This is a genomic window from Paenibacillus sp. FSL P2-0173, assembly GCF_038008045.1.
In the GTDB taxonomy this organism is placed as follows: Bacteria; Bacillota; Bacilli; order Paenibacillales; family Paenibacillaceae; genus Paenibacillus; species Paenibacillus polymyxa_B.
Map to the genome: position 1 here is coordinate 1,631,684 of NZ_JBBOYK010000001.1, position 26,559 is coordinate 1,658,242.

Annotated in this window: 23 protein-coding genes and 2 pseudogenes; 4 read left to right on the forward strand and 21 right to left on the reverse strand. The window is 44.5% G+C overall.

Annotation, left to right across the window (positions count from 1 at the left end):
* Nucleotides 1-15: 15 nt before the first annotated feature.
* The 8 genes from MKX30_RS07195 to MKX30_RS07230 all read right to left on the reverse strand — a co-directional run bounded on the left by MKX30_RS07195 (nucleotide 16) and on the right by MKX30_RS07230 (nucleotide 9,259).
* Entirely contained in the window at nucleotides 16-1,359 is a 1,344-nt protein-coding gene (locus tag MKX30_RS07195) for an extracellular solute-binding protein (RefSeq protein ID WP_279835744.1), read from the reverse strand.
* 136 nt (nucleotides 1,360-1,495) lie between these two features.
* Entirely contained in the window at nucleotides 1,496-2,296 is an 801-nt protein-coding gene (locus tag MKX30_RS07200) for a response regulator (protein WP_023989783.1), read from the reverse strand.
* Nucleotides 2,297-2,298: 2 nt separating this feature from the next.
* Nucleotides 2,299-4,065: a cache domain-containing sensor histidine kinase gene (locus tag MKX30_RS07205; protein WP_341062667.1), complete on the reverse strand. Its 1,767-nt coding sequence runs from the start codon at nucleotides 4,063-4,065 to the stop codon at nucleotides 2,299-2,301.
* A gap of 278 nt (nucleotides 4,066-4,343) precedes the next feature.
* The gene (locus MKX30_RS07210; RefSeq protein WP_341062668.1) at nucleotides 4,344-5,336 is read right to left on the reverse strand and encodes a Gfo/Idh/MocA family protein; all 993 of its coding nucleotides are present in this window, start codon (nucleotides 5,334-5,336) and stop codon (nucleotides 4,344-4,346) included.
* 213 nt (nucleotides 5,337-5,549) lie between these two features.
* Nucleotides 5,550-5,993: a HEAT repeat domain-containing protein gene (locus MKX30_RS07215; protein WP_023989786.1), complete on the reverse strand. Its 444-nt coding sequence runs from the start codon at nucleotides 5,991-5,993 to the stop codon at nucleotides 5,550-5,552.
* A 224-nt stretch (nucleotides 5,994-6,217) separates the two neighbouring features.
* Nucleotides 6,218-6,559: a cupin domain-containing protein gene (locus MKX30_RS07220; protein ID WP_023989787.1), complete on the reverse strand. Its 342-nt coding sequence runs from the start codon at nucleotides 6,557-6,559 to the stop codon at nucleotides 6,218-6,220.
* A gap of 104 nt (nucleotides 6,560-6,663) precedes the next feature.
* Complete coding sequence (locus tag MKX30_RS07225) at nucleotides 6,664-7,908, reverse strand: PTS ascorbate transporter subunit IIC (RefSeq protein ID WP_341062669.1); 1,245 nt, start codon at nucleotides 7,906-7,908, stop codon at nucleotides 6,664-6,666.
* A gap of 328 nt (nucleotides 7,909-8,236) precedes the next feature.
* Nucleotides 8,237-9,259, reverse strand: a complete 1,023-nt coding sequence (locus tag MKX30_RS07230) for a substrate-binding domain-containing protein (RefSeq protein WP_341062671.1) — start codon at nucleotides 9,257-9,259, stop codon at nucleotides 8,237-8,239.
* Nucleotides 9,260-9,595: 336 nt separating this feature from the next.
* Here MKX30_RS07230 and MKX30_RS07235 point away from each other — a divergent pair, with 336 nt between their 5' ends.
* Together MKX30_RS07235 and MKX30_RS07240 are read left to right on the forward strand one after the other, a co-directional pair.
* The gene (locus MKX30_RS07235) at nucleotides 9,596-10,789 is read left to right on the forward strand and encodes a glycoside hydrolase family 5 protein (protein ID WP_068942084.1); all 1,194 of its coding nucleotides are present in this window, start codon (nucleotides 9,596-9,598) and stop codon (nucleotides 10,787-10,789) included.
* 281 nt (nucleotides 10,790-11,070) lie between these two features.
* A complete protein-coding gene (locus MKX30_RS07240) occupies nucleotides 11,071-11,400 on the forward strand; it encodes a hypothetical protein (protein WP_023989791.1) in 330 nt (109 codons plus the stop codon).
* 149 nt (nucleotides 11,401-11,549) lie between these two features.
* Here the strand turns inward: MKX30_RS07240 and MKX30_RS07245 are convergent, their stop codons facing one another.
* From MKX30_RS07245 to MKX30_RS07255, 3 genes are all read right to left on the reverse strand, one after another.
* Nucleotides 11,550-12,131 (reverse strand): NAD(P)H-dependent oxidoreductase, encoded by a 582-nt coding sequence (locus tag MKX30_RS07245; RefSeq protein ID WP_341062672.1) that lies wholly within the window; start codon nucleotides 12,129-12,131, stop codon nucleotides 11,550-11,552.
* 74 nt (nucleotides 12,132-12,205) lie between these two features.
* On the reverse strand, nucleotides 12,206-12,790 hold the full coding sequence (locus MKX30_RS07250) for a TetR/AcrR family transcriptional regulator (RefSeq protein ID WP_023989793.1): 585 nt from the start codon (nucleotides 12,788-12,790) through the stop codon (nucleotides 12,206-12,208).
* A 437-nt stretch (nucleotides 12,791-13,227) separates the two neighbouring features.
* Nucleotides 13,228-13,860 carry a DUF4183 domain-containing protein gene (locus MKX30_RS07255; RefSeq protein WP_341062673.1) on the reverse strand — a complete coding sequence of 211 codons (633 nt, stop codon included), beginning with the start codon at nucleotides 13,858-13,860 and terminating at the stop codon, nucleotides 13,228-13,230.
* Between the two features lie 454 nt (nucleotides 13,861-14,314).
* Here MKX30_RS07255 and MKX30_RS07260 point away from each other — a divergent pair, with 454 nt between their 5' ends.
* On the forward strand, nucleotides 14,315-14,728 hold the full coding sequence (locus MKX30_RS07260; RefSeq protein WP_023989796.1) for a DUF4183 domain-containing protein: 414 nt from the start codon (nucleotides 14,315-14,317) through the stop codon (nucleotides 14,726-14,728).
* A 151-nt stretch (nucleotides 14,729-14,879) separates the two neighbouring features.
* Here the strand turns inward: MKX30_RS07260 and MKX30_RS07265 are convergent, their stop codons facing one another.
* The 7 genes and pseudogenes from MKX30_RS07265 to MKX30_RS07295 all read right to left on the reverse strand — a co-directional run.
* Nucleotides 14,880-15,617: a cyclase family protein gene (locus MKX30_RS07265; protein WP_023989797.1), complete on the reverse strand. Its 738-nt coding sequence runs from the start codon at nucleotides 15,615-15,617 to the stop codon at nucleotides 14,880-14,882.
* A gap of 555 nt (nucleotides 15,618-16,172) precedes the next feature.
* Nucleotides 16,173-17,273 carry a GerAB/ArcD/ProY family transporter gene (locus tag MKX30_RS07270; RefSeq protein ID WP_023989799.1) on the reverse strand — a complete coding sequence of 367 codons (1,101 nt, stop codon included), beginning with the start codon at nucleotides 17,271-17,273 and terminating at the stop codon, nucleotides 16,173-16,175.
* A gap of 28 nt (nucleotides 17,274-17,301) precedes the next feature.
* Nucleotides 17,302-17,544 carry a hypothetical protein gene (locus tag MKX30_RS07275; RefSeq protein ID WP_023989800.1) on the reverse strand — a complete coding sequence of 81 codons (243 nt, stop codon included), beginning with the start codon at nucleotides 17,542-17,544 and terminating at the stop codon, nucleotides 17,302-17,304.
* 14 nt (nucleotides 17,545-17,558) lie between these two features.
* Entirely contained in the window at nucleotides 17,559-18,716 is a 1,158-nt protein-coding gene (locus MKX30_RS07280) for a Ger(x)C family spore germination protein (protein WP_069080751.1), read from the reverse strand.
* Nucleotides 18,713-20,191 carry a spore germination protein gene (locus MKX30_RS07285; protein WP_028542197.1) on the reverse strand — a complete coding sequence of 493 codons (1,479 nt, stop codon included), beginning with the start codon at nucleotides 20,189-20,191 and terminating at the stop codon, nucleotides 18,713-18,715. The genes MKX30_RS07280 and MKX30_RS07285 overlap by 4 nt, the downstream gene beginning before the upstream one ends.
* Nucleotides 20,192-20,297: 106 nt before the next feature.
* Nucleotides 20,298-20,427, reverse strand: a pseudogene (locus tag MKX30_RS07290) (Cof-type HAD-IIB family hydrolase); the annotation flags it as partial.
* Nucleotides 20,428-21,072: 645 nt separating this feature from the next.
* Nucleotides 21,073-21,392, reverse strand: a pseudogene (locus MKX30_RS07295) (HAD-IA family hydrolase); the annotation flags it as partial.
* 350 nt (nucleotides 21,393-21,742) lie between these two features.
* Here MKX30_RS07295 and MKX30_RS07300 point away from each other — a divergent pair.
* Nucleotides 21,743-23,026 carry a pectate lyase family protein gene (locus tag MKX30_RS07300; RefSeq protein ID WP_023989806.1) on the forward strand — a complete coding sequence of 428 codons (1,284 nt, stop codon included), beginning with the start codon at nucleotides 21,743-21,745 and terminating at the stop codon, nucleotides 23,024-23,026.
* 147 nt (nucleotides 23,027-23,173) lie between these two features.
* On the opposite strand, the gene MKX30_RS07305 is transcribed toward MKX30_RS07300, so the two are convergent.
* The 3 genes from MKX30_RS07305 to MKX30_RS07315 form a co-directional block, all read right to left on the reverse strand.
* Nucleotides 23,174-24,241 (reverse strand): ABC transporter ATP-binding protein, encoded by a 1,068-nt coding sequence (locus MKX30_RS07305; protein ID WP_013311421.1) that lies wholly within the window; start codon nucleotides 24,239-24,241, stop codon nucleotides 23,174-23,176.
* Between the two features lie 214 nt (nucleotides 24,242-24,455).
* Complete coding sequence (locus tag MKX30_RS07310) at nucleotides 24,456-25,835, reverse strand: HAMP domain-containing sensor histidine kinase (RefSeq protein WP_076264786.1); 1,380 nt, start codon at nucleotides 25,833-25,835, stop codon at nucleotides 24,456-24,458.
* A gap of 2 nt (nucleotides 25,836-25,837) precedes the next feature.
* Nucleotides 25,838-26,548 carry a response regulator transcription factor gene (locus tag MKX30_RS07315; protein WP_023989808.1) on the reverse strand — a complete coding sequence of 237 codons (711 nt, stop codon included), beginning with the start codon at nucleotides 26,546-26,548 and terminating at the stop codon, nucleotides 25,838-25,840.
* Nucleotides 26,549-26,559: the final 11 nt, after the last annotated feature.

Sequence of the window (26,559 nt, forward strand, 5' to 3'; positions counted from 1 at the left end):
CTTAGGTGGTCAATTTCAATTTCCTTTCTCGATGGCAGCCTTATGCTGGTCGGCAAATTGTTGCGGTGTCACCGCTTTACCAAACAACGCCTGAATCATATTCAAATGTACCTGCGCTGCATTCGGCTTCATCTGTACATCGGCGAACAATGTAATACTGCTGGCTTGATTCAGTCCGTTCAGCAAATCGACATATAGCTTGGGCAATTTTTCTTTGGAGGTGTCCACTTTCGTCGCGGGAATAACGCCTGCCTGTGTGACTGATTGCTCTCCCCATTTGACTACGAAGTATTCAACGAACGCTTTGGCCTCTTCTTTCACCTTGGAATTTTCCGAAACGAACAAGCCTACTCCCGGACCTCCTACCCAACTGTTCTCGTTGCCCTTGCCGCCTGCAACCATCGGGAATTTAAAGAAGCCAATTTGATCTTTAAATGCTTGTGGGATTGCGGGATTGGTCGTAAAATTCGGCAATTCCCAAGTAGCCATCAAATACATAGCTGCCTTGTCGTTCATAAACTCGGATTTTCCCTCATCATTGGACAAGCCGTTAAATCCTTTGTTAAAGGCATTCATATCCACAAGCGTCTGGACTTCGGAGGCCGCCTGAATTAAACCAGGGTCATCGAACGATCCTGAGCCGTCAATCGCTTTTTTCAGCGTTTCGTTACCCGCTATACGCTCTGCCAGATACATGTACCAGAGTGAGCCGGTCCAGCGGTCTTTATTGCCCAATGCAATCGGTGCAACTCCATGATCCGTAAGTGTTTTCACAACCTGCTTAAACTCGTCAAATGTCGCAGGTACCTTCAAGTTGTATTTTTGGAATATGGCTTTGTTGTAATAAATAGGTGTAATATTCAATTCAATCGGAAGCGCATACGTTTTGCCATTCAGCGCATAAGCTTCGGTCGTTCCCGGTACAAATTTGTCCTTCAGCTTGGAACCATTCAACAGGTCATCCATCGGTGTAAATAATCCACCTTTAACGTAAGGCTCCATAAAGCCCGCTGCCCAGGTGATTCCGATATCCGGCAATTCATTGGAAGCTGACAGCACTTTGAGTTTGTTTTTGTATTGTTCATTTTCCAGCACTTCCTGCTGAATGACGACATTCGGATGATCCTTTTGGTATTGATCTATAATCTGAGTCACAAGCTTGCTCTGCTGTGCCGAGCTTCCCTCTGGCCACAGGTGCATCATTTTGAGTGTAACCTTTCCCCCTTCTCCACTGGAACCGCCTTGACCATCCTTACCAGCACCGCAACCGGATAGCACCAGCATGAATGACAGCAGCAGGGTCAACCCAGCAAACCATTTTTGATGTGAGCGCTTACGTAAACCATACTTGTTGGACATCGTTAGACCTCCGTTTGTTGTATTTATATTTTTTGTAACCGTTATCATTTGTAAGTTTAGCACTCCATTCCTGCTTCCAACAGGGTACGCTCATTGGGTATAATTCCACTTTTATTGGGTTTGATCTGCCTATACGTCAGTCGATATTCTCCGGCCCTGTACGCATCTGCTGCCTGTAGCGACTGGGACTTACCCCCTCGGTCGCTTTGAATACTTTAATAAAATATTTATCTGTTCGGTAGCCTGATCGCTCGCCGATTTGGGCAATCGTTAACTGGGTATGCAACAGCAACTCCTTAGCCCGTTGGATCCGTAGCCGATGCAGATATTCGCTGAAGGACAAACCACTTTGCTCCTTGAATAAAACACTAAAATAGCTGGCATTCAGGTGTGAATGCGCGGCAGTCTGCGCCATCGTAATGGATTCGTGAAGATGCTCCGCCATATAGGTGAAGGCACGTCGTACCGGATCACTAAGAGTAGTTGCCTGGAGATCAAGCTCTAGCAGAACAGGGTCAGCCAGCTTGTCCAGCTTCTCGTACCGCTGCCGCTCCTCTTCCAGCCGAAGCGCTTCATTGACCGCATTCAACAGCTCCTGCTTATCAATCGGTTTGAGCAAATAATTGACGGCTCCCAGACGAAGAGCCTGCTGGACATAATCAAACTCCGCATAACCCGATATGACAATGATCGCTGGTCGTCGTGAATCCCGTTCCAGAGAGCGGATTAAATCCAGCCCACTGAATTCCGGCAACCGGACATCCGTAATCAACAGATGAACTGTCTCCGCTCGCAGTATATTTAATGCTTCCAAACCATTATCGAATGTCACAATCCGGTATTTCCCGGCGGCCCATTGCTCCAGTGTCTGGTGTATCCCCTGACGTGTTCGCTGTTCATCGTCTACAATGACAATGGTTTTGGATGAAACACTCATTCCTACCGCCCTCCATATTCATCAGGAATTTCAAAAGCGACCACTGTTCCTTCCTGCTCAGCACTATGTATCAGCACACCATCCGTTGAATAAGATGCGCTGTCATAATAAAGAGCAAGCCTGCGCTGCACATTCACTAGTCCCATACCGGTTCCCTTGCTCTCGCAGGCTGCCCCCCCCATCAACGCTGTACGCACAGCTGCAAGTTCTTCCAGTGTCATTCCAGGTCCGTTATCTATGACCGCGATCTTGGTCCAACCCGTTCTGGTCGAAGGAGTGACACTAATTTCAACACGGCCGTTGCCGATGCGATTTTCGACACCATGCAAAATGGCATTCTCTAGAATAGGCTGGATCAGCAGTTTAGGAAGCGGAATTCTGGCTGCCTCCGAAGGCATATGAATTTGCCAGCTCAGACGTTCACCCAGACGCATCTCCATCAGTTCCAGATAACGACGGATTTGCGCCATTTCTTCCCCGAGTGTCACCCAAGAGTCATGGTGAGCCGGTTCGATAACATAACGAAACAGCCGCGACATGGACACCATCAGCCCGGCAAGCTCCTCTTCTCCCTTCTCCTGTAGCGACCAGTTGAAAGCATCCAGCGTATTAAAAAGAAAATGCGGATTGATCTGCGCCTGCAGAGCTTTAAGCTCGGTTTGGCTTTGTAAAACCTCCTTCTCGCAAATAACACGGATCAATTCATTAATATCGACAATCATTGTGTTGTACTCTGCATTTAATTCTCGCAGCTCGACCGCTGCTGCCGGTTCTGGATTCAGTGCCAATGCCCCTTCCCGTGAACGACGCATCGCCTGAATCAAGTGACCTATCGGTCTTGTAATCAACGTAGACAACATAAAGGACATGAACAGGAATAGCACGGCACCAAGAGACGCGGAAATGATAAGTGTAGTCCGTAAAACCGTAATTCCGTCTGTGACGACGCTAACCGGAATCAGGATCAGCAGCGACCAGCCCGTCCGCTCCGACTGCTGAACCGCCTTCACATATTCCCGCTCCCCAATATGAACCGTCTGTGTCTTGCTGTGCAGTACACCTGACAAATCCGTCTGGTTCATAGGTTCACCCGACAGCAGCTGACCTTGTCGATCTACAAGCAGCATAGTTTCATCTGCTTCTTCATTGACCGCTGTCGCACCATTCAGTCCAAAATAACTTCGCTCCATACGGGTAATCAGATACCCTCCACGTGAGAACCAGCGATCCACCAGGCTCACCTGCCGAATTGCCAGCAGAGACCGGGAGTCTTCGGGATCAATGCCGATCCAGACCAGTCTTCCTTTCATCTGATTCGCTTCCCGGATGTCTGCCTGTCCGATACGTTCCTCCAGACTGCCCTCTCTAATCGGAAACAACATCTTTCCTTCGGCGGTATACAGCTCCAGTGAGCCGACACTCGGCATATATGCCTGATAGCTATGCATCACTTGCAGTAGTGATTGACGCTGTCCGAAATTCACCTTGACCCCGTTGCGCTCCTCCAGCAGAATATGCTGAACAGACGGGTGATTCGCGACCTGCTCCGTCAAGCTATCCATCTGGCCGATTAATGCATCCAGCCTACCGCTTGCTTGTACCGCAGTCTGACCAATATGCCGCTCGGCACTGTCTTTTAACAGGTGAGACACATTGAGATAAATGAACGCCCCCGCCACACTCATCATAATGAGCATCACCAGTATAAATCCGATAAAAATCTGATTACGTAATGTGTTTAATGGCTGAAACCTTGACCTTGAACGCATAAGCCTTCTCCCCCTGAACCATCGCAGAAAAATGGGTGATGATAACGCTTTCCTTTTCCTATTCTATCGCATCGTTCGTCTTTGTTGGCATATTTTCAGCAGAGATTAATCAAAATGGGCAGGAATGCTATGAAATAGAAAGGTCGTAGGGTAAACGAAAAAAATGACTCCCGACAAATGCAGGAGCCATCTACTGACCAGTTACACCGAAGCTTCTTTCAAATCACCCAAACTAAGGTACCGTCCAGGCTCCGAAACTTGTATATGAAATGGGTATCCTATTGGAGCACAGCCAAAATGCGGTCGCACAGCTCCATCGTTTTCACGTTATCCCGTCCACTTGAATCAGGCGTCCGTCCTTCTTGGCAGCAGTTCATGAAATGTGCGATTTCACCAACAAAACCGCGCAAGTACAAATCACGGTATCCGCCCGACATCGCGGAGGCTGACGGTGTCAGAACCGTATCGTTTTCCGCAAGGGATTTCCAAGGAAGCTCTGTATGACTCTCCGACTTGTGAATGATCAGTGTATTCACCTCATCCGCGTTCGCAAAACCATGATCAAAGGTTACCGTAATACCTTCACTCTCGCGTGTCCATGCTGTCATACCTGCGAAGTATAGGCTACCCACTACACCATTTTCAAATTTCAGGGCAATCGTATGGGAAATACACTCGCCGTTATCGTTCGCAAATCCGGTAACCTGCGCCACTTCTCCGAACAAATAACGTACCAGATCGACCATATGAACCGCCGCCAGCTTCATGAAATCTTCGCCGGTTTTACAAAACAGGGTACTGTCCACGAGAAATTTTGCCTGAAATGAGCGTGCGGCTCCAAGTGAGCCACCCTCAATCAATTCTTTTAATTTTATGTATACAGGCGCGTAGCGCTTCATGAAACCGACCATCAGCACGACACCCGCTGCTTCTGCCGCATCTGCAATTTGGGCCGCTTCCTCGGCATTCCAGCCCAGTGGCTTGTCTACAAAAACATGTTTTCCAGCCTTAATGCAGTCCAGTACGAGCGAAGGATGATCTGCCGCTTGTGCAATCACGACAACTCCATCACAGTCTTCCTGCTCCAGCATAGCCTTGTAATTGTCATAAGGTGTGCCGCTGCTTCCAAACTGCTGAAGTGCTGTCTTCGATCTGCTTAGATCTCTAGTCGCAATCGCCTGAATTTCAGCACCTGCCCCAATGACAGCAGGATATATATTCGTTGAAGCGTGAAAGCCCGCCCCGATAAAACACAGCCTCGCCTTGCTCATGTTAGTCCCTCCCATGTACACACTAAAATAATCCGATCCCATCGTACCATATTGCCGAAGTATATATACAGTGGCATAAAGATAAAGGACATGATTCTTAAGGAGAACAAGATAAAAAAACCTTAACAAAGATAATCCCTTATCCTTGTTAAGGCTCTGTCTGTATCACCAGCAACAATCCTTAAAAATACATTCAATTACAGGGTTCAGACATTATCTTGTGGATAACGAAGCCCATTTTTGCTCCAGCCACTGATCAAATTCAGCACCCTTGTCACCTTCATAGATGTCATAAATATCGACTCTCATCTTGTGCAGCTTCTCGCGAAAATCGTTATAGGTATGGTCGGCTGGCAAGCTTTTTTTAATCCGCACCAGAATCTTCGTCAGGCCCTTAACAAGCTCACCCTCTTTGCGCACAGGCGGCTGTACATTCTCGCCCCATTCCTGAAGTCTGCGGTAAGCGGCTTCCTGAACGGCATATACCGTATCATTATTCAAACGGTGTGTCAGCAAGTCAATCGTCTGCTGGTTCTTCCATGTACCCAGATCATTTACCGCGGCTAGGCGTGTTTTCCAATCGGAGGTTCGGTTTGCAGCTACTTTAAGCTGCTCATATACATCTGCAAATTCTTGCTGAGTTTCGTTGTTTTCCAAAATCATCTCATCCTTTTCTAAAAATCACTATATTACTGTTCATCACGATTGCCGTTTGTTAAATATAACATACTTGCAGGCCTTCTTCTAAAAAAAGATAAAAAGAAATGTATCGGACATGACATGGTCAGAAGGCGTTCATTCGCCTCTGTTGTCTGCCGCTGAAAGGCATCGTAAATTCCTCCAGATATCGGGGTAGATAAACCGTATTTTGAAAGGGGAATTTACAGAAAATCTGCACGTGCTGGTGTAAATGCATCTAGCAGAATACCGCCATCCTCCAGTGGGATACAGCCATGAAGAGTATCGGATGGAAAATGGATGCTGTCTCCTTCTTTGACAGTCTGCACTTCCTTTGTTTCGCCATTATCGATCATGAACTTAAAGCTTCCCTTTATTACATAAGTGACTTGTTCATGGACATGCTTATGCAACAGGATCTCCCCTGTTTGGGCTTTAGCAAACATCACTTTGACATACATAAGCTGGTCACTGTGGGCTAGCACTTTCCGTGTGGTATTACTGTCAACGATATCAATTTGAATATCTTGATCGTTAAAAAACATGGATAATTCCTCCTCTTTTTAAGCACAAATGATTTAGACGCAAATGATTTAGACGCAAATGATTTAGATAAGTTATTTTGAAAAAATTCATAAATCGATTTAGTTTAAAACCAACGGAAAATAAGCCAAAGTACTCCGGAAAGGGTAGTAAAGTCGGGATCGGCGAACGTTACCCCTTCGGCACCCAAAAAAGAAAAGAGCGGCAAGGTGAGAGCTGGCAGCAGACAGAGCAAGAATCCATTAAGACAACTGGAAATAACAGCTCCTCTGAAACCACCGCTGGAATTGCCAAATATCGCGGCTGCACCACCAGCGAGGAAGCAGGCCATGATCCCTGGCACAATGACAGGCAATCCGATAAGCGGGAAAAGAAAGACGCAGGCAACGCCTGTGAAGAAGCTGACCAAGAAGCCTACCAACGCGGAATTGGGTGATTTGTCGAACAGTACCAGAACATCCACACCAGGGATTGCTCCAGGTGCGAACACTTGGGAGAAACCTTTGAAAGCGGGTACAATTTCAGTTGTGAACAGCTTAACACCTGCTTTTGCGATATACAAGCCGGCAGCAAAAATAGCTGACTGTTCGAGGATAAAGACGATATATTCTTTGCCATCCGATAATTTGCTGACATAATCAGAACCAGCAACCAGTCCAGATACCAGTAAAAGCACAAGCATCGTCAAGGTCGTTGCAACATTGGGGTCGCGCAAAAAACTGATGCGGTCATTAATTTTCACATTTTCGGTGTCATTTTCACGGTTGCCAAAAACTTTCCCTAAATAGGTACCTAGAATGTAAGAGGTCATGGAAGCATGAGCAATCGTATATTCATCCGATTTAATAATGTTTTTGCTGGCATTCCGGAGTAGGTAAGGAAACACCGCCATATAGCTCCCAATTACCAAAGAACCGACGATAATCGTAGTTAGCGAACTGAGACCCAGACCTTTCATAACGGCTGTAGCGGCAAAGCTCATGAACAAAATCAAGTGAAGAGACAAATAAATGTACTTGAACTTGGTCAGGCGTGCAAGCACGATGTTAAGGATCATGGAAAAGAGCAGAATGAGCGCAGCATCCGCCCCGATCTGATCAATGGTCAGTGCCATGATGGCTTCATTGCTTGGTACGACACCTTTAAGGTTGAACGCATAAGAAAAAATTTGACTGAAGTTGGTGAGAACGCCACCTAAAATTCCGCCGCCGACCTTGATCATGGTGAAACCCATAAAAGAAAGGGTAGTTCCCGTAATGATCTCTGATACTTTCTTCCTCTGGAATATGAGGCCGAGTAATGTCACAATCGCGATAATGATGGATGGCTCCCTGATAATGCTCATAAACATTTCCATAGTGATCTCCGACTTTCTTTTATTTATTTTCCATTCTTACTAAATCGATTTAGTAATACTCGAAAAAAATTTCCCTCTCGGGAATGTAAAAAGAAGCAGAATCATTTTTTGTGAATTAAATCACAACTTATTCCATACATTATTCGTTTAAGTTTCCATTCCTCCCCTCTCTTCAATCGCAATCATCACTAAAATCAGGACATACATAAATGAAAGGGTATTCATGACTCGAATCATAAGATCATTATAGCTCTTTATTTTCTTTTTACAATAGAATTTATAAAAACGTTTTCAAAAAGATGAAAAGGACTTATTCAATCATTCAGTTCAGTTTTTGGACAGATTCTCTGTGGTTAATGACCGGATTCATTCGGATGATTTCTGACAGCTCCTCATGATCCTGTTCTTTTTGATCAATTTTCTCCAGCAGTAGCCTGGCACTTCTTCTCCCCATTTCAAAACTCGGCTGGGAAACGGTTGTGATCGGCGGATTATAAAAAGATGCAAAGGATACATCATCTATGCCAATCAAGGAAAAGTCATTAGGTATGGTCAGATGATTATTTTTTGCATAAATCAGCACTTGCTCCAAAATCATGTCATTCGTAGCAATGATTGCGGTGGGCGGATGCTCCATATGGAATAGTTGTCCAATCAGATTAGGCATTTCATCCAACCTGCCGCTTTTGATATAGTTTTCATTCACTGGTATGTCATGTTTGCCCAACGTATTTCGATAACCTGACAGCCGCTCACTTCGTGTGGTGATCGCTTTTTTGCCTAAGGGGAACGTGATAATCCCAATGTTGTTATGACCATGCTCAATAAGTGCTTCAACCGCAAGCTCGCTGGCCTTTTCATTATTCAACAGCACTGTGTCTACGCTGATTTCATCGATTTTTCGGTCCACAAACACGAAAGGATAGCCATTCTTGGCAAGGGAAACATATAATTTCTTGTTCTCTTCCGTCGGGAAAATGATAAGTCCATCCACTTGCCGAGCAATCATCGACTGGACATACTTTTTCTCTTTGAGCGAATCATCATCGGTATTGCAGACAATGACCTGGACATTTTCCAGTTGGCATTCATCTTCAATTGCACGCACGACTTCTGTTGTAAATCTCGATAAAATGGTTGAAGAAATAACCCCCACAATGAAGGTCTTCTTCTGCTTGAGACTACGTGCCACCTCATTAGGTATATAACTGAGATCCTCAATCGCTTGCTCGATCTTCTTCTTAGTGTTTTCACTCATATAGTTGTATCTCTTTTGCAGAAACTGCGAAACTGTACTCTTCGACACCCCGGCACGTTCTGCAACTTCCTTCATCGTTGTTACCATAATTACCCTCCTTTCTTTTTCTGCATGTCAGGCGTATTAATTTTCAAATATAATTCTGCAACCTGTATGTAAAGTGAATTTCACTTTATTATATACCTTCTTTTACAGCAGGAAAATATAATAAATGAGGAGTTAGAGCGTGCCCTCCAGCCCCTAAACAACCGCTCCCACAAAAGCTGGACACTTAGCTTAACCATCCGTTGTTACGAATCTATTGAATTCGAACGAAATCTTAGAAATATACGAATTTTATGAACTTGTTTGATGGAAGATTTGAACATAAAATGAGAATGTAATCGGTTACAATTTCTTTTAAATAAAGGAGGAAGCAGAATTATGAAGAAAAAAGGACTAAAAAAAACATTTTTCATCATTACCTCCCTCGTAATGGGCTTCACACTGTATGGCTATACTCCCGCTTCAGTAGATGCAGCCAGTGTGAAAGGATATTATCACACCCAAGGAAACAAGATTGTAGACGAATCCGGGAAAGAAGCGGCATTTAACGGCCTGAATTGGTTCGGTCTGGAAACTCCTAATTACACCTTGCATGGACTGTGGAGCCGTTCAATGGACGACATGCTAGATCAGGTGAAGAAAGAAGGCTACAATCTGATTCGTCTGCCTTACAGCAATCAGTTATTCGATTCCAGTTCCCGTCCAGACAGTATTGATTATCACAAAAACCCTGATCTGGTCGGATTAACTCCGATTCAAATTATGGACAAGCTGATCGAAAAAGCTGGACAACGCGGTATTCAGATTATCCTTGACCGTCACCGTCCAAGCTCAGGTGGGCAATCCGAGCTGTGGTACACATCCCAGTACCCTGAGTCTCGCTGGATTAGTGACTGGAAAATGTTAGCTGACCGTTATAAAAACAACCCAACCGTCATTGGTGCGGATTTGCACAACGAGCCACACGGTCAAGCAAGCTGGGGTACAGGCAATGCCTCCACAGACTGGCGTCTGGCGGCACAACGTGCAGGGAATGCGATTCTGTCCGTGAATCCGAATTGGCTGATTCTCGTAGAAGGTGTAGATCACAATGTACAAGGCAACAATAGCCAATACTGGTGGGGTGGCAACCTGACAGGTGTAGCCAACTATCCTGTCGTTCTGGACGTACCGAACCGTGTCGTATATTCTCCTCATGATTACGGCCCTGGTGTGTCTTCGCAGCCATGGTTCAACGACCCGGCCTTCCCGTCCAACCTGCCAGCGATCTGGGATCAAACCTGGGGCTACATCAGCAAGCAAAACATAGCTCCGGTGCTGGTCGGTGAATTCGGCGGTCGTAATGTTGATTTGTCTACTACTGAGGGGAAATGGCAAAATGCACTCGTAGACTATATTGGTGCCAACAACCTGTACTTTACGTACTGGTCCCTGAATCCGAATAGCGGCGACACAGGCGGTCTGCTGCTGGACGACTGGGTTACCTGGAATCGTCCGAAGCAGGATATGCTGAGCCGGATTATGAAGCCTGTTGTTTTCGTAGCAGAACAAGCGAAAGCAACCGCCGAATAGGCACAGGGCTTCACTTCACTTATTGAAAAAGCCGATTTTCCTCCTTCAGGCCAGATTATGCTGGGCTATGAAGATGTGGAGAAACGGCTTTTTTTTGTGATACCTGCAAACCTCCAGGATTACACTCCACGTGTGTACATGTTTTCCTCCCCTTCTTGACGCCTTCTATCCAGTTTTATACATTGTAAATTTCCCATCGAATGGGGCATTTTGTAAACTAAATCTCTCTTTTAACCGATAAATACATATGTTGGATTTGAACTCAGGAAGGAAGATTTCATGTGATTGTTTGGAAGGGTTTTGGTATTTTAAACATCGTTGTTCCAGGGATTTTATTTGTTATAGTCGGGAGTTTAGTATCCGCTCTAGGGCTTGACTCCATAGATTCCCGGCTACCGATGGCTTTTGTGTTCATTGTGTCGGGGGTTATTATCTGGTACTTGGGAAAAGCGCTTAACGCCGACTCGGACAAAGTGCTAGTTGATATGGAAACGGGGCAACGCTATCGAATGGGAACCCAGCACAGTCTGTTTTTTATCCCCATGCATTATTGGGGCCCTGCCGGTCTAGCGATCGGATTTATTTTAATCGTTGCATCGATATTTATATAACGTTGATTGCAAACATGGGCTATCCCGAACACCACAATGCGAGTCAGTTGCTCCCATTGTGGTCTTTTTCCTTTTCGCAGGTCAATTATGATCAGATACCACCATGATTTACCTGTAGGCCAATGAATTTGGGGCAGGCAGGTGAAAACCTAGCTCATATTTCGCCCCAGCTGCTCCACCTTGCTCAGCCAATCGTTGCGCTGCTGATCCGATAATTTATTCATGAGATCAATCGCAGTAGAATGCACCGGTTTGACACCACATAGATACAGCGTGGAATCCTTCATCATCCGATGTCCAGGCTGTCCCTGGAAAAATCGGTAGTACCAATGCGGACCGTCCATCGTTGTAATGAGGCGGGCCGTTCTTCCTTTTAGAAGCTTGTCAGGCAGGGGTTTTCCTTTTTGATACTTAAACGCAAATCCCGGCATAAAGATACGGTCAATGAATCCTTTCATTAATGCAGGCAAGCTGCCCCACCAGATCGGAAAGACAAAAACGAGGTGTTCTGCCCATTTAATCGACTCCTGTGCTTGGATCAAATCAGGTTCCAGCGGTAATTTATTACGATATCCACCTAATAGATTTGGATTAAAATCCAACGCGGACAGCTGCAACAAACGAACCTCCGCCCCTGCAGCCTTCGCTCCTTTTACATAGGATTGAGCCAGCGCTTCCCCATAACTGCCAGCGACCGGATTCCCTTGAATCACCAATATTTTTTTAGACATATAAACCACTTCCTACCTTCATATTATGATTTTAGTTAGAATACACTAACTTTATATTTAAAAAGAAAAGGTCACTACTGACCTTTACTTAATAAAGCAGTTAAACGTTGTTTGACCTCTGCTGCAAATGGAACCAACTGCTGTGGAAGTTCACCTTCCAGGCTGGACACGGACAAGCGTGTAATGGCTCCAATGATGAGCACACCGGATAGCAGAGCATCCTGCTTCGGCAGTTCACCTTGTTGAATCCCCTGTTCGATGAATTCAGTCAACGCCTCCAGCGGCTGACGCACATTCTGGCTCTGGCTTGCTTCAACATACAGCTCATGATGTTGTGATAGTAGAAGCAAACCATACTGGTCCTCATCATGCATATCCAGCACTTCATCCACCAGTTGATGGAAACGACTAACGAAGTTCCCACTCTGCTTGCGATAGAAGTCAATTAATGTGGTGTAGCTATTACAATACTGCCCGAATACTTCCAAGGCCATCGCATCTTTACTCTTAAAATGCTTATAAATCGCGGCATCCGTCACACCAGCAGCCTCTCCAATTTCTTTGACTGAAATCCCGTCAATTCCTTTGGTTGCAAATAAGCACATTGCTGCCTGCAGAATATCTTTCTTTTTGCTGTCTACATGTGTTTTCTTATTCATAAGCTTATAGTAAGTGATAACTAACTAAAATGCAAATTATATTTATGCAGGCTCATTCTGTCTTCATACTTTCATTTGAAATATATTGAATTAAACCTAAAAACCATGTTTTATAAGCGATTAATCATAAATACCCTAAATAATACGTGCATCATCCCATTTTATTCATATAAAAAAGATATGTAACCGAATAAAACGGGCGCTAGGATAGGTGGGACTAATTATGCTTGAGGTGCATGCAGTCACCCAGCAGGGAAAAGACTCAGGCAGTCTTGGATATGGAGCGACGAGTACATTTCCCCGCTGCAAAAAGTCGTACAAGCCATCCATGACCAAGGCCCCAAAGCCGATCTTCAGCTTTGGCGTGTCGGGCGCAAAGGCTCGTTGCCCCAAGAAACAGCTGTATCTGCCTCTGGGTTGCCTCACCGCAAACAGTATCATCCACTGGATCGCACACTAAATTGGACAATTTCCACAATAATAGGTGTGCCGGAGAGAATTGCCTCTCCTTCGTTAAGGCGAATCGTCAGCGATAAAGGTGTCAGGCTGTACAATGTGCTTTCTTGTATCATTCCATTAATGTATAGATTGGCATAGCTGTTGCTTCCGACATTAAAACGCTGAAAGGCCTCATGTACACCATCTACAGAAAATTGATCCGCCATAATCGTGATTGAAGATTCAATTGTAGCAGGTGCAAGATAAAAATACCGCTCAGCCGTAGGAACAATTTCAATATTTGAAATGTCAGCTGCCGGGCCGGTTGGCCCTGTTATACCTCGGGCTCCAGTAGGACCAGCTATGCCCTGCGCTCCAGTAGGGCCGGGTACTCCTGTTGCACCTGGACTTCCTTGGACTCCAGCCGGACCTGGCACTCCTGGCACTCCTGGCGCTCCCCGCGTTCCTGCTGGACCCTGTATTCCTGGTATTCCTTGGACTCCCGGTGTTCCCGCAGTTCCCGATATACCTTGGGCTCCTGCTAAACCTGGAATACCTTGTACCCCTGTCAAACCGGGAATGCCTTGTGCTCCTACCGAACCCGGTGCAGCTCGCTTTCCCGTCTGGCTCATGCTCCTCCTCCGCTTGCTAGGAGTATTTCTGCACCTCCGTTGCATGATTAGCTTTGGATGCTTTTTGGCATGGAACCCCGTTTTTGTTCTACCTTTGAATGAATAACTTGTTTTACACTTTTTACGTTTGTTGATCTTGTAATGTACGGTCCTCTTTCCTAGCCTCCTTAGTGATGAATCGCGTCTCCTCATACCAGCCGTATACACCTCCTTCTCACATGCTTATTTATGTAGTGTATGCACATCCCCCTTTAGGGTTTTAGGCATTTGTAACCTTCAGATTCCAAGTATTCGCTTCCATCTATATTTGTAGCAAAATAGGGCCTTCTCCATTTACCCTATTATTAATAGAAAGGTTAATATGCCGTTTCCGAATAGGTTGAACAATCATTTATTGATTAAGAGCCAGCGAATGCAAATGGCTCATTACCAGTAAAGAAAGGAGATGAGAACTATGCCAATCATAAAACCTGTGTTTACAGCAGTAGCTACTGCTCCCGTATCAACGGGTGGCGCCATAGCCACGACCGTAGCCCCAGCCACGACTCGCTTTTTTGCAACGATTACAGCTGGAATGATCGGAACAACAGAAACAACCGTTCCTGCTGCAAGCTTTGTAGATGACGCCGATGCTCCAGTTGTTGCTTTGCCGACATTAGCAGCTACTGATTCTTCTAATTTTTATATTAACGGAGTTATTCAGCAGAGCTCCTTATTCACCCTCACCACAGCAAGTCTGGTCATTGCCTCCGTAGATATTACACCAGGTGTCCCAGTTGTTATAGAAATAACAGATTTTAGCGGCACAACTTCCATTATCGCGACTCAGCCTACCATCTCTGCGCCTACCGTCACTATTATCACTTAACACTTTTCATATTTTTGATTCAAGTTGGACTGAACGGTCATTCACGCTGTACATTACCCCGTATAAGCTAGAAAAGACCGATTCAGATGTCGATATCTGAATCGGTCTTTTAGATTATATAATCGTTTTCAAATGACTGGATACTGTATGATTAAGGCAAAATAGCAAAGGAGCGCACCGGAAATCCAGGGGAATCTTGAATGCTCGGAACGATATTATATATGACCGCGCCCGTCGGGGGCAGCTTGTCCAAATTCGTCAGCACCTCAACTTGATACCGATCCTGCTCCAATATGTAATATTCCCCTACCAGCTTGCCAGCTTTGCGATAAGCTACAGAGGAATCGGTATCTAGCGTTTCATGCCCAATGGCAGCCACATTCCGTTCTTCTACCAAAAAGCGCAGCGCCTCCAGCGACCAGCCCGGGCAGTGTGCATCTCCGGCGTCGTCCTTGTTCGAGAAGGCATCTGAATCAGGCCAACGTTTGCTCCAATCACTGCGAAAAGCGACAAAGGACTGATCAGCAATGCGTCCATGCTCTTTCTCAAAGTCCAAAATATCCGCAACCGTAAGTTCATAGTCAGAATTGGCTGCAACGGCTGCTGAACGGTCAATGACAACTAGCGGCAAAACCAGCTCCTTCAACGAAAGCTCATGCAAGTAACGTTTGCCCTTCACAAAATGAACGGGTGCATCAATATGAGTCCCATACTGACCGGGAAAGCAGTATTGTTTTACAAAAAAGCCATCATCGTGGGTAAACAGGGTATCCACCTGAACATTATCGAATACTGGAAAATGAGGGATTTCAGGATAAAAAGCGTGGGACAAATCCACCCACTCTTTTTGCTTCAACAACTTCAAGATATCTGCTAAATGCTCTGCCATGATGCCCATTCCTCCTCAGCTTTATTACAAGCCATTTTACCTGAGGATTCTGCAAAAATCTATAAATCGATCTGCTCTTCTAATATATAGAAAGAAATCTATTTTGTGCGACGGTATGGACGAAGAAGCTGCCATCCCAGTCTACGATGAAATGAGCAATTTATTAATATTTGATATTCATGAATGGCCTGTATCAGGCAAGAACTCCTCCAGCGACTTTTTAAGCCTCCCTAGAGATCGGTTAAGCGCGAGCCAGCTTCCCGTCTATTCAAATGCTGATCAGCTCTATCTTGTACAACAGCAAAAAAAAGACGTTTCCAGTTTATACTGGAAACGTCCTCTCGTGCCGATCTGAGCATCAACAAAATTGTACCTCTCTCTAATACTGACAGCCTCATACTTTCCATTCCTAGCACGTATATTTTCGCAAAAACGAACGAATACTGTTAATTTTCAATGTGCTATTTTATTCAACTCCTGTGCTTTTTGCGGGCTGTCTGCACCTTTACCGTTCATTAATTTGAAACTATCCCAAAAGGGGAACCTCTACTTAAATCAAGCTCTTTTGCTTCGGTTTCTCATTCGTGTAACGACTACGATCAAGAGTAAGGGAAGAACATATGCCAGATTATCGAATAAGGTCCAAGCCATGTATCCGTCCTCGTTGAAGGACGCCTGATCATGGTACATGGTAACTGAAAGAAGCAAGCAGATATATGCTATCGGAAACGTTAAAATACGGTAATTTTTTACTCTAAAAAATCGCGAAAATAAATTCGTCAATATAAATACCATGATCGAGGTTTTCATGTACGAACCGGCAATTAATGAAAATCCGATTACAGGCTCAATTCTTTCGATAATCTCCTGTATATAGATTAATCTGGCCAGCTGATACATGGAATAATTCATCTCGCCTGCTAAAGGTCCTAGAGCCAGAATGGTGCAAATAATAGATGCAATTAATGTGACTCCGTTCATTATAATAGCAAAGTACATATATTTTCCGAGCATTCGCTCTTCGCCTTTACGTGCAAACGGAAGAAGTGAAGAGTACAATACGACTTCTGCGAATGGAAACCCATAGGTGATATAGGCTCCATGAAGAATCGGTTTCATTCCGTCCGGCATGATCGGCAGTAAAAATTCTGGATGGTAGTTGGCAGAAGCCAAGACCAAAACCAATAAAATAAACCCATACATCATAATCAATAAAATGAAAAACATTCGGGCCATAACTTCAATTCCAGCCCGGGCTGTCAGTGCAGCCGTCACAAAAAACAAGGTATGGACAACAGTTACAGGCGTTTTTGTCATTATAGTACTATTGAAAAAACCGCCAACTTCAATAATTATGGCGGCGTTCTGCCAGAACAGGGCACAAGTAAAAGGAATGATCATTAAGAGGGTCAACCATTTTCCCAGCGCTTTACGGCTGTATTCGACGAAGAGCAATCCGGGATATTGGCTGTGCAAATAAAGGACGCAGGCCAATAGACACATCCCCATTACCCAAGCTATTAATAAGGAAATCCATGCTCCGTTTTTAGCAGCGCTGATTACTGAAGCAGGGATCAGAACGATGGCCGATCCCGTCATTCCGGCAAGAAACAACACCGCTGTCTGGAGCGCACTGATACTCTCTTGATTTTTCATGAGATTCCTCCGCTGATATGAAGTGAGTTCAGGTCGGGAGCCTGAACCATGCGACGATGCGTTTGGCCGGAGCGAGAAGAAAGAAATCAATAAGCTCGTCAAGATTTGGCCACGGGAGATTCGTAATATAGAGTAAGCCAAGATAGGCTATAGGCAGCATAAGCGATAGATACAGGATACGTGCTCTGCGATTTGTCCGTTTCCACTTTGGAATATCAGTGATCAGCATTGCAGCATTACAAATCATAAAAAACAAAAATTTAGCAAACATGGCTATCTCCTTTTCTAAAATGGTACTCCTATCCCCATTCCCGTACTCACAATATTAACTTCAACGGCTACATTAAACTCAGCCTTGGCAAACCGCTCGTTCCAGGTTGGCTTCCAGCGTTTCCATAATGCCGAATTTTTTTGAAAAATCTGATTGCCGATTCCTATTGCATCTAATCGTTCCTTCTGAAGAAGGGAAATCGTTTCCCTCAATTTCTCCTTAATCTCGGCTTCGAGTCTGCCTTTAAATTTATTTTGCTCCTCTCTGGTCATCACGGAAGAACTATGCAGCTCGCCGATTGCCCCTATGATTTTGATATGTACACGAGCAACGACATCCTCTCCTTCGATAAAAGGTACTATCTTCGTTTTTAAGGAGATAACCTGGAGGCTTTCTTTGGTTTTCTTTTTTTCAGACTCTGCATCCTTATCCGCAATATCGATAACTCCGCTTTTTAATTTTCCAAGCAGCATCAATAATGGTTGGGTATTTGTCGGGCTGATAACACTTTTTACCAGCTTTCCTTCTTTAAGCAGCGCAACTCCGGCAATGGAAATCTCATCGAGGGGCTTGTCTTTGAACACATTAGGAAGCGTTGTGACTCCGGTTTCGTTTTTTAGTTGAATCGCCAGATCAAGTAACGGAACTCTGGAAGTTTTGGCAGAAAACCGTGCTGTCGTTTCTTCAATTTTCCGTAATTGCTGACCTATGGTGTTCTCAATATACGGCTTGGTTTCTAAATAGTCGCTTGCTTTCCCCCGAGCAATCAGGACAAGTATGGTTTTTCTAGTTTCAGGATCTCTCATGAAAAAATCAAGAACGTCTTCTAAACCTCGTTGTCGGGACATTTCTTCCCCGATGATAAGAATGCGCATGTGATCCAATTTTGCCCTTCTACCAAGGTGGATGGGAATGTCTTTTATCGCTTCATTCATGTTATCTCCTTTTGTTAGGATATTAAATGCTTTTGAGGACTGCTTGGGGGCTCCTCCCATCTCCTGCGAACCCGAGGGATTGTAAAAATGGGTAGTGAGATATATTTCTTCACTTTGGTCCAGGTCAACCGCTATCGCTTGTGCATACCCGAATTCCACCAGCTCCGCCTTGTCCCAGCAGCCCGCGAGCAGGATGACAGCCAATATACAGAAACCAATGGATATTCGCGTTCTCATGTTTTCCCCCCTTTTCTTTTATGCAAATGGCGGTTTCGCGGTTGGTGAAGCAGTATTTTTCGCGGGGCAACAATGAATACATCGCGCAATTGATTGATTCTAAGCGGCCCCAGTGGTGCAAAATAGGGTTGACCCAAAGAGCGCAAGCAAACTAAATGCAAAAATATGAGGAGAAGTCCGAACATAATTCCAAGTCCTCCCAAAGTGCTAGCAAGGATCATTAAAGGGAATCGCAGCATGCGGATCGATATAGCCATACTGTATTGAGGCAGTGTAAACGATGCGATACCGGTCAGAGCGACGACTATGACCATTACCGGCGAAGCAATCTTGGCTTGAATCGCAGCTTGACCGATGACAAGCGCTCCGACAATGCTTACAGCAGAGCCTATCGGACGGGGCAACCTGATTCCAGCTTCCCTAAGAAGCTCGAAAAAAACCTCCATAATCAGTGCTTCCACGAAAGCGGGAAACGGAATCCCTTCTCTCGTATCCAGAATGGCTAGAAGCAGAACGGTCGGAATCATCTCAGAATGGAAGGTTGATAAGGCAATATATATGCTTGGAAGCAGGAGTGCCATCACGAATGCACCAAATCTTAGTATACGTATCAGCGAAGCGAAGATGGTTTGCTGATAGTAATCCTCACTGGAGGCGAGGAACTCAAAAAAAATTCCCGGACATATCAATATTGTTGGAGTTCCATTCACCATTACGATAATCTTTCCATCCAACAGGGCAGACACAACGGTATCTGGCCGTTCCGTGTAGCGCACCTGAGGAAAAGGAGAATAGACAGAGTCGCTGATCCATTCTTCCAAATAAGATGTTTCAAGAATCTCTTCCGTGTCGATGTCTGCAATTTTTTGTTTAAACTCTAATAGCGATTCAGGATTGACGGCCCCATCCAAATATCCGTAAGCAATTTTTCTCTGACTTATTTCTCCTACCGTGAAATACTCAAATTTAAGTTTGGCTGATTTGAGCAAGCCACGAATGATGCCTATATTCACATTCAGTTCTTCAATTGTACTTATATGAGGCCCTTGAACGACCGGTTCTGTGATCGGCTCACTAACTTGTCTAAAGGGAAGCCCACTAGCAGCATAGCTAATTGCTTCCTCCCAATGATCAAAGAATATAACTATGGCTCCACTTAATATCTGTTCATTAACTTGATCAATGTCTTTCAACAGCTTGGGAGAATGGCCAGTTATTCCATGTTTTTTGAAGAAACGCATCACAGCTTTGGGAGTGACCGCCTCCGCCGAGCCAGCTTCATAAGTGATTAGATCCTCCATAGCAGATTTCATGTATTTTAAATGTTCATTTTGAATCATTGTCTCAAAGTAAACAGAAAGAGCATTATGTTCAAAACTCGAACCATAACTCCAAGGTATGAGAACAAGATCGGTACAATCGGAAAAGCTGTCCTGAATTTGTTTTAAATTTTCGGCCAAGCATTTCGATATCATCACCGTTCCCACCTCTTAGCTATCCTTTATTTAAACTATTTTTAATGTGCTGATTAGTATCTCTTTAAGATGAATCTTTTATGCAAGGCTATATCTAGTTTCTCACGAACAAATCAGCCTCTCCATATGGCAAACCCCGCGATAAATGGGTGAGGGGAACACTCCATTTTTTCTCTGGCCACAGGGTCGTTCTCAACATCTCCATAGATCCGTCTCTCCAGATGAGGTCTTAAATTTTGGCACCATGCTATCATCACCGACAAGTGTACCGTCAATGTCGATAAACACAAATGACATGATTGTTGTTATGTACTACATTTACACCGTAATTAGTGTAACGCATTACAGGTCAAATCTTTTTTTGAGAAACTGATACGTTAAAACAAAAAAAAGCCGCCAATATGGCGACTTCCTATATGACTAAAACCTGCTTGGAGTGTAATTGCTGTTTTTTAAATACTCGATTACGAATTTGTCTAAAAATAAAAACAGATTTTCATTCATCACTTTGTAGTCACTATTTCTCAGTAGTTCTGGCTGCTGAATGAATCTGTGGCTACTACGTTCAGATAGTCCGGCTTCCGAATTCTCGATTAGAAGCTCTACCAATTCATGTTTAAACTCCATATGGCATTGAAAACCGTAGACAAGCTTCCCGTATTCTCTATAATCTGCCTCGGACAAGCTTCACTGTAGGCTATTATTTTGCAATTTTCAGTTAATCCAGGCTTATCATTTATGCCAGTGTCCAACAATACTAGTATTGTCAAAATGGGCAAATTTATCATTGCATTTGCCTTCATCTGTGAATATTATGAAAAAAAATCCTGCTTCTAACTTTTTCAGTGTACGATTGTACGGTTATGTGTTATCCAATGTTTTTAACATTCCGCTTCGGGCGTTGTAAGATTCAACACATACTTTCTGAAAGTACAATATTCGCTAGCTCCATCAGGGTTTTTATTTCAAAGGTTGGTTGAATTGCAGATGTGTTTATTTTCCCGGTAGGGTTGAACCAACAGCTATCAATTCCGTTATTGTTCCCTCCCTGAATATCCTAAGTCAGTGAATCACCGATCATGAGAGCCTTCCTTTTATCCGAAATGACCCGCTTTGTAAATACATAATCAAAAATAGCAGCTTGTGGCTTTTGGTAACCTACTTCTTCCGAAATAATCACCTGTTCAAACACATCACGCAGTGTTTGATCTCCCAGTTATTATACAGAAGCTGGTCGTGCCATCAAGATACGATCAAGAATTGAAATCGTTAACATTCTGAGAAAAATACAAAAACAATTCCATATATTCATATATACATTTCCTATTCCGTGTGATTGTTAACGTTTTCATTATTGCATATACGTCTTGATTGGAAAAAGAAGGGGTCTATTGAATTATATAAAAAATTCGACAAAAATTTTAGTATGTAACTTTTATTATATTAACAAATACTGGAACAGAAAGTATGATAGAAAATGTAGAAACCACAGGAGCACCCGGGACTCCCTTCGTTCATCTACTCCATTAATCCAATATACGGAGGTATTTTATGAAAAAGAGATTTTCACTCGGAATCGCAGCGGCTCTACTGTTCACTACTCTGGCTCCTATAGGTGCACCTGCTCATGCAGCCAGCGATATTGGCAAGGAGACGCTCGGCAGCAAAAACGGATGGGCATCCTTTTCTACAGGCACAACAGGTGGAGCTACGGCGACTACCTCCAATATTTTCACCGTAACGAATCGCAAGCAACTTGTCGATGCTTTGGGCAAAAACAGCAATAGTACGCCTAAAATCATTTATGTCAAAGGCACGATCAACGCCAACGTCGATGACAATAATAAACCGTTAGGATTGAACGACTACAAGGACTCTAAATATGAGTTTGACGCCTACCTCAAAGCGTATGACCCGTCCACATGGGGTAAAAAGGCCCCGTCTGGCACATTGGAAAAGGCACGTGAGGCTTCACAAAAAAATCAGGCCAGTCGTGTCGTCATTGAAATTCCGTCCAATACTACGATTGTCGGTCTGGGAAGCGATGCGGTCATTAATGGCGCAAACTTCCAACTAAAAAAAGGGACAGACAACGTTATTATCCGTAATATCGAATTCCAGGATGCCTACGATTATTTTCCTCAATGGGACCCAACGGACGGCAGTACAGGCAATTGGAATTCGGAATATGACAGCATTACAGTTAACGGCGCCACACATGTATGGGTAGACCACAATACCTTCAATGATGGGTCTCACCCCGATAGCCAAAATGGCACCTTTTACGGCCAAGAATACCAGCATCATGATGGACTTCTCGATGTGATTAACCAAGGCGATCTGGTTACTGTTTCTTACAATCATTTTTACGATCATGATAAATCATCGATTATTGGCAACAGCGACAGTAAAACAGCAGATGAAGGGGCTTTACGTGTAACTCTGCATCACAACTATTATGAAAACACGGTACAACGCACACCACGCGTGCGGTATGGACAAGTCCATCTGTACAACAATTACTATACTGGTGATGTAAAACGCTCCGAATATCCTTCACTGTATATATGGGGCGCAGGTAAATCCTCCAAAATCTTCGCCGAAAACAATGTCATTGACGTTGCCGGTTTAACTGCAGCTAAAATCGTGACTGTCTTTGGAGGAACTGCCCTGTCAGATACGGGCACAATCCTGAATGGACAAGCTGTTAACGCAGGCTCCAGCGCGGGTCTTAGCTCCTCTGTAGGCTGGAAACCATCGCTGAACGATAAAATCTCCCCATCCGCCAGTGTGAAGGCAGAAGTCACTTCCCAAGCCGGTTCCGGTAAGCTGTAAGCACTGCCTGCTAACACAAATAACCACAGGCGCCTACAACCTGCGATTTTACACCAAAAAGGCTGTTTCCTCCGTAGAATGATTCCACACGGAGAGAACAGCCCTTTTTTTATTTTTCATTTGTTTAATTACAAATTATAACACGCCTTAACTGCCGTATTGTTCTACCAAAACCGGCTTTTCAAATGCGTTATCCAGCTTGCGAAGTTTAGCCTTTACAGCTTCTGGTGGCTCAACCGCAGGCGCATCTGGATGCAGCAACCATGATTTCACAAAGTGCGTATCGGATAATTGAAAGAGTGGAGGCTCTTTCTCAAAGTCAATTTTCATAGCATAAGAACTGCGGGCTGCAAAAGCATCCCCTACAGGTGGGTGAAGCAGATCCGGAGGTGTTCCCGGAATAGCTGCCAGCTTCTGACCATGGCTGTCCAAACTTGGCATAGAAGCGAGAAGGCCCCATGTATATGGATGTTTCGGGTTATAGAAAATTTCATTAACCGTACCTGTTTCCACGATTTGTCCTGCGTACATAACGGCAACGCGATCAGCCATCTTCGCCACAACACCGAGGTCATGAGTAATAAAGATGATGGAAGTATCGATCTTTTTCTGAAGATCCTTCATTAACTCCAAAATTTGAGCTTGAATCGTTACGTCCAACGCAGTCGTCGGCTCATCGGCAATCAGAAGTTTCGGATTAGCAGCCAATGCCATCGCAATGACGACACGTTGACGCATACCGCCACTAAATTCATGCGGATATTGGTTAAAACGCTGTTCAGGATGTGGAATACCTACCAGATTCAGCAACTCAATACCCCGCTTGCGAGCAGCATCCTTGGATATTTTTTCATGCTTGAAAAGCACTTCCGTGATCTGCTTACCCACTTTCATCGTCGGGTTAAGCGAAGTCATTGGGTCCTGAGAAATCAGGCCAATTTCCTTACCACGAATTTTTTGCATCTGCTTCTCTGTTTTATTAATCAGCTCTTGTCCGTCAAACATAATTTGACCCTTTTGATAAATGCCCGGAGGGGTCGGAATCAACTTCATAACAGCTTGTGAGGTTACGCTTTTGCCTGAGCCGGATTCGCCCACAATCGCCAGCGTCTCTCCTTTATTGACATGAAAGTTTACGCCACGAATGGCCTGCACTAGTCCCTGACGGGTCTTGAAAGATATCGTTAAGTCCTTCACTTCCAAAAGGCGGTTCATCTCATCACTCTTTCATTTATTATTCATCACTATTATTGACCACTATCTAAAAAAACGACGTCCATGAGTCAAGGTATATACGATTAATTTTACTCAGTTTAGTACCTACCAGTCAAGCAATATCTAAAATATCATCAAAAACCTTTCACACCATGTTATATAAATGGAATGTTTGTCCGAAAAAACGATCATTTTTAACCATTTCTGTACTCATTTATAACATGCGCTGGATATAGCTGAAGCGTGCTCCACCCCATGGCGAACGTGTGCAGAGTAGTTCTCCGTTCAATCGGGTAGCAATTTGACGACAAATAGCCAATCCAAGACCTGTGGCACCATTCGAGCCCGCATAGAATCTTCCAAATACCTCGGCTGCCTCTTGTTCAGTCAGCCCTTCCCCATCATCATCCACATGCATAACCCATACAACCTCCGGTGTTGTCCCTGTCTCCAAATGAATGACAACCTCCGTAGAGGTGTGCCGAACTGCATTTTGCAACAAATTCAATATCATACGGAACAATTGCTCGGCCGGAACGGCCACATGCAGGCCCTCTCCCTCCACTCGAAGCGAGATAGAACGTTCAGCAGCCACCGGCATCAATAGATGAACAGCATCCTCCGCCATGCTTCTAAGATCAACCAGAGAGACAGGCCATTCTTCATTCAGCGCCTCCAACCTCGATAGCTGCAGCAGCTTTTCCACCATATCAATTAACCGCTGGGACTGCACTTTGATGATACTTAGCCCCTCGTCCTGGGATACCACTTGATCCTGAATGGCATATACATAGCCTTGAATCGACATTAACGGTGTCCTTAGCTCGTGAGATACATTTTGCAGGAATTCAATTTGACCGTGGTGATGGTGCTGAATACGGGCGGACATGGAATGAAAGGTACCGATCAGCTCGCCAATCTCACTTTTATCCGCCTGCGGAAAATCACTATCCTGCGGCTGATTCGGTTCGTAGTTGCCTACCGCCTCCTTCAATCGTTTGAGCGGACGCACCAGACGTGAGACAACCATCAGACCAATGACGAGAATCACCAAAAAACCCGCGATGATAGACAGTAATGTGGTTCTCATTAACGGTACATACAGTGCTCGTAAAGAAGATAAGGGTGAGTATACAAAAATACGAAAAGGTTGTCCGGGCAATTCTTCATTCGTAAACAGTACCTTTTTACCTTGAAGCACAGCCACCCCTTCATGTGTAGCGGTCAGATCCTGGGCAGACGGATGAACCGATGCAAAAAATCCTTGGCGGATCAAAAGCAAATGCTCTATCTTTTTGCCTTCCATTCCAGAGACGCTTGAGTCGATGATGCGGTTATCCGTGCTTAAAATAAAGTAATCAGCAGATAAAAGCACGCCCTTGATAACATAGTTAAATTCAGCATTATCCAGTCGATCAAAGCCTCCGTCGCTCATAATATGGACGGCTTTGCGCGCCTGCTCATGAAGCTTGGATTTGGCCTGATTCACCAGAATGTCGTCGATAAGCCTGATGAATAAGACCACCGTAATACAGACGGTAATAAGCATGGCGATGGTCAGGGAAAGCAGTATTTTAGCTCTCATCGTACGCATGGTTACAACTCCTGAACCGTTGCTTTATATCCGAAACCCCATACGGTGTTAATGACGAGCGTAGAGTGATATTCAGCTAACTTTTTACGAATCCGCTTGACCAAATCATCCACGACTCTCACATCACCTATAAAATCATAGCTCCACACCTGCTGAATCAGATGTTCCCTGCCGAAAGGTCTTTCCAGATGATTCGCAAGAAACAACAGCAGGTCGAATTCACGTGAGGTCAAATTTAGCTCTTGTCCGTCCACTGTGACTTTACGAAAGTCAGCAAAAATACACAGATTGCCCGCATGGCATATATCTGCGCTTTCTGCCGCTTGCCTATCGTCTGATGCAGACATTCCGGCCTTGCTCAGTCTCAGCATCGCTTTGACCCTTCCTACCAACTCCCTTGGATTAAAGGGTTTGGTCAAAAAATCGCTGCATCCCAGCTCCAGCCCGTGAATACGGTCGTTTTCTTCTCCACGGGCAGAGATCATAATGATCGGCATTTCCGTAAACTCGCGAAGCTGAGTCAGTAGAGAAAGCCCATCAATGCCAGGCATCATAATATCAAGAACGAGACAATCCGGACGGTTCGTACGGATATGCTCTACCAGTGTTTTACCACTGGAAAAGGAAGTGACCTCGTAGGATTCTTTTTTCAAATATTCAGATATTAATTGCAGAATGAACACATCGTCATCCACTACTACTATTTTTGTCATGACCTTAACCC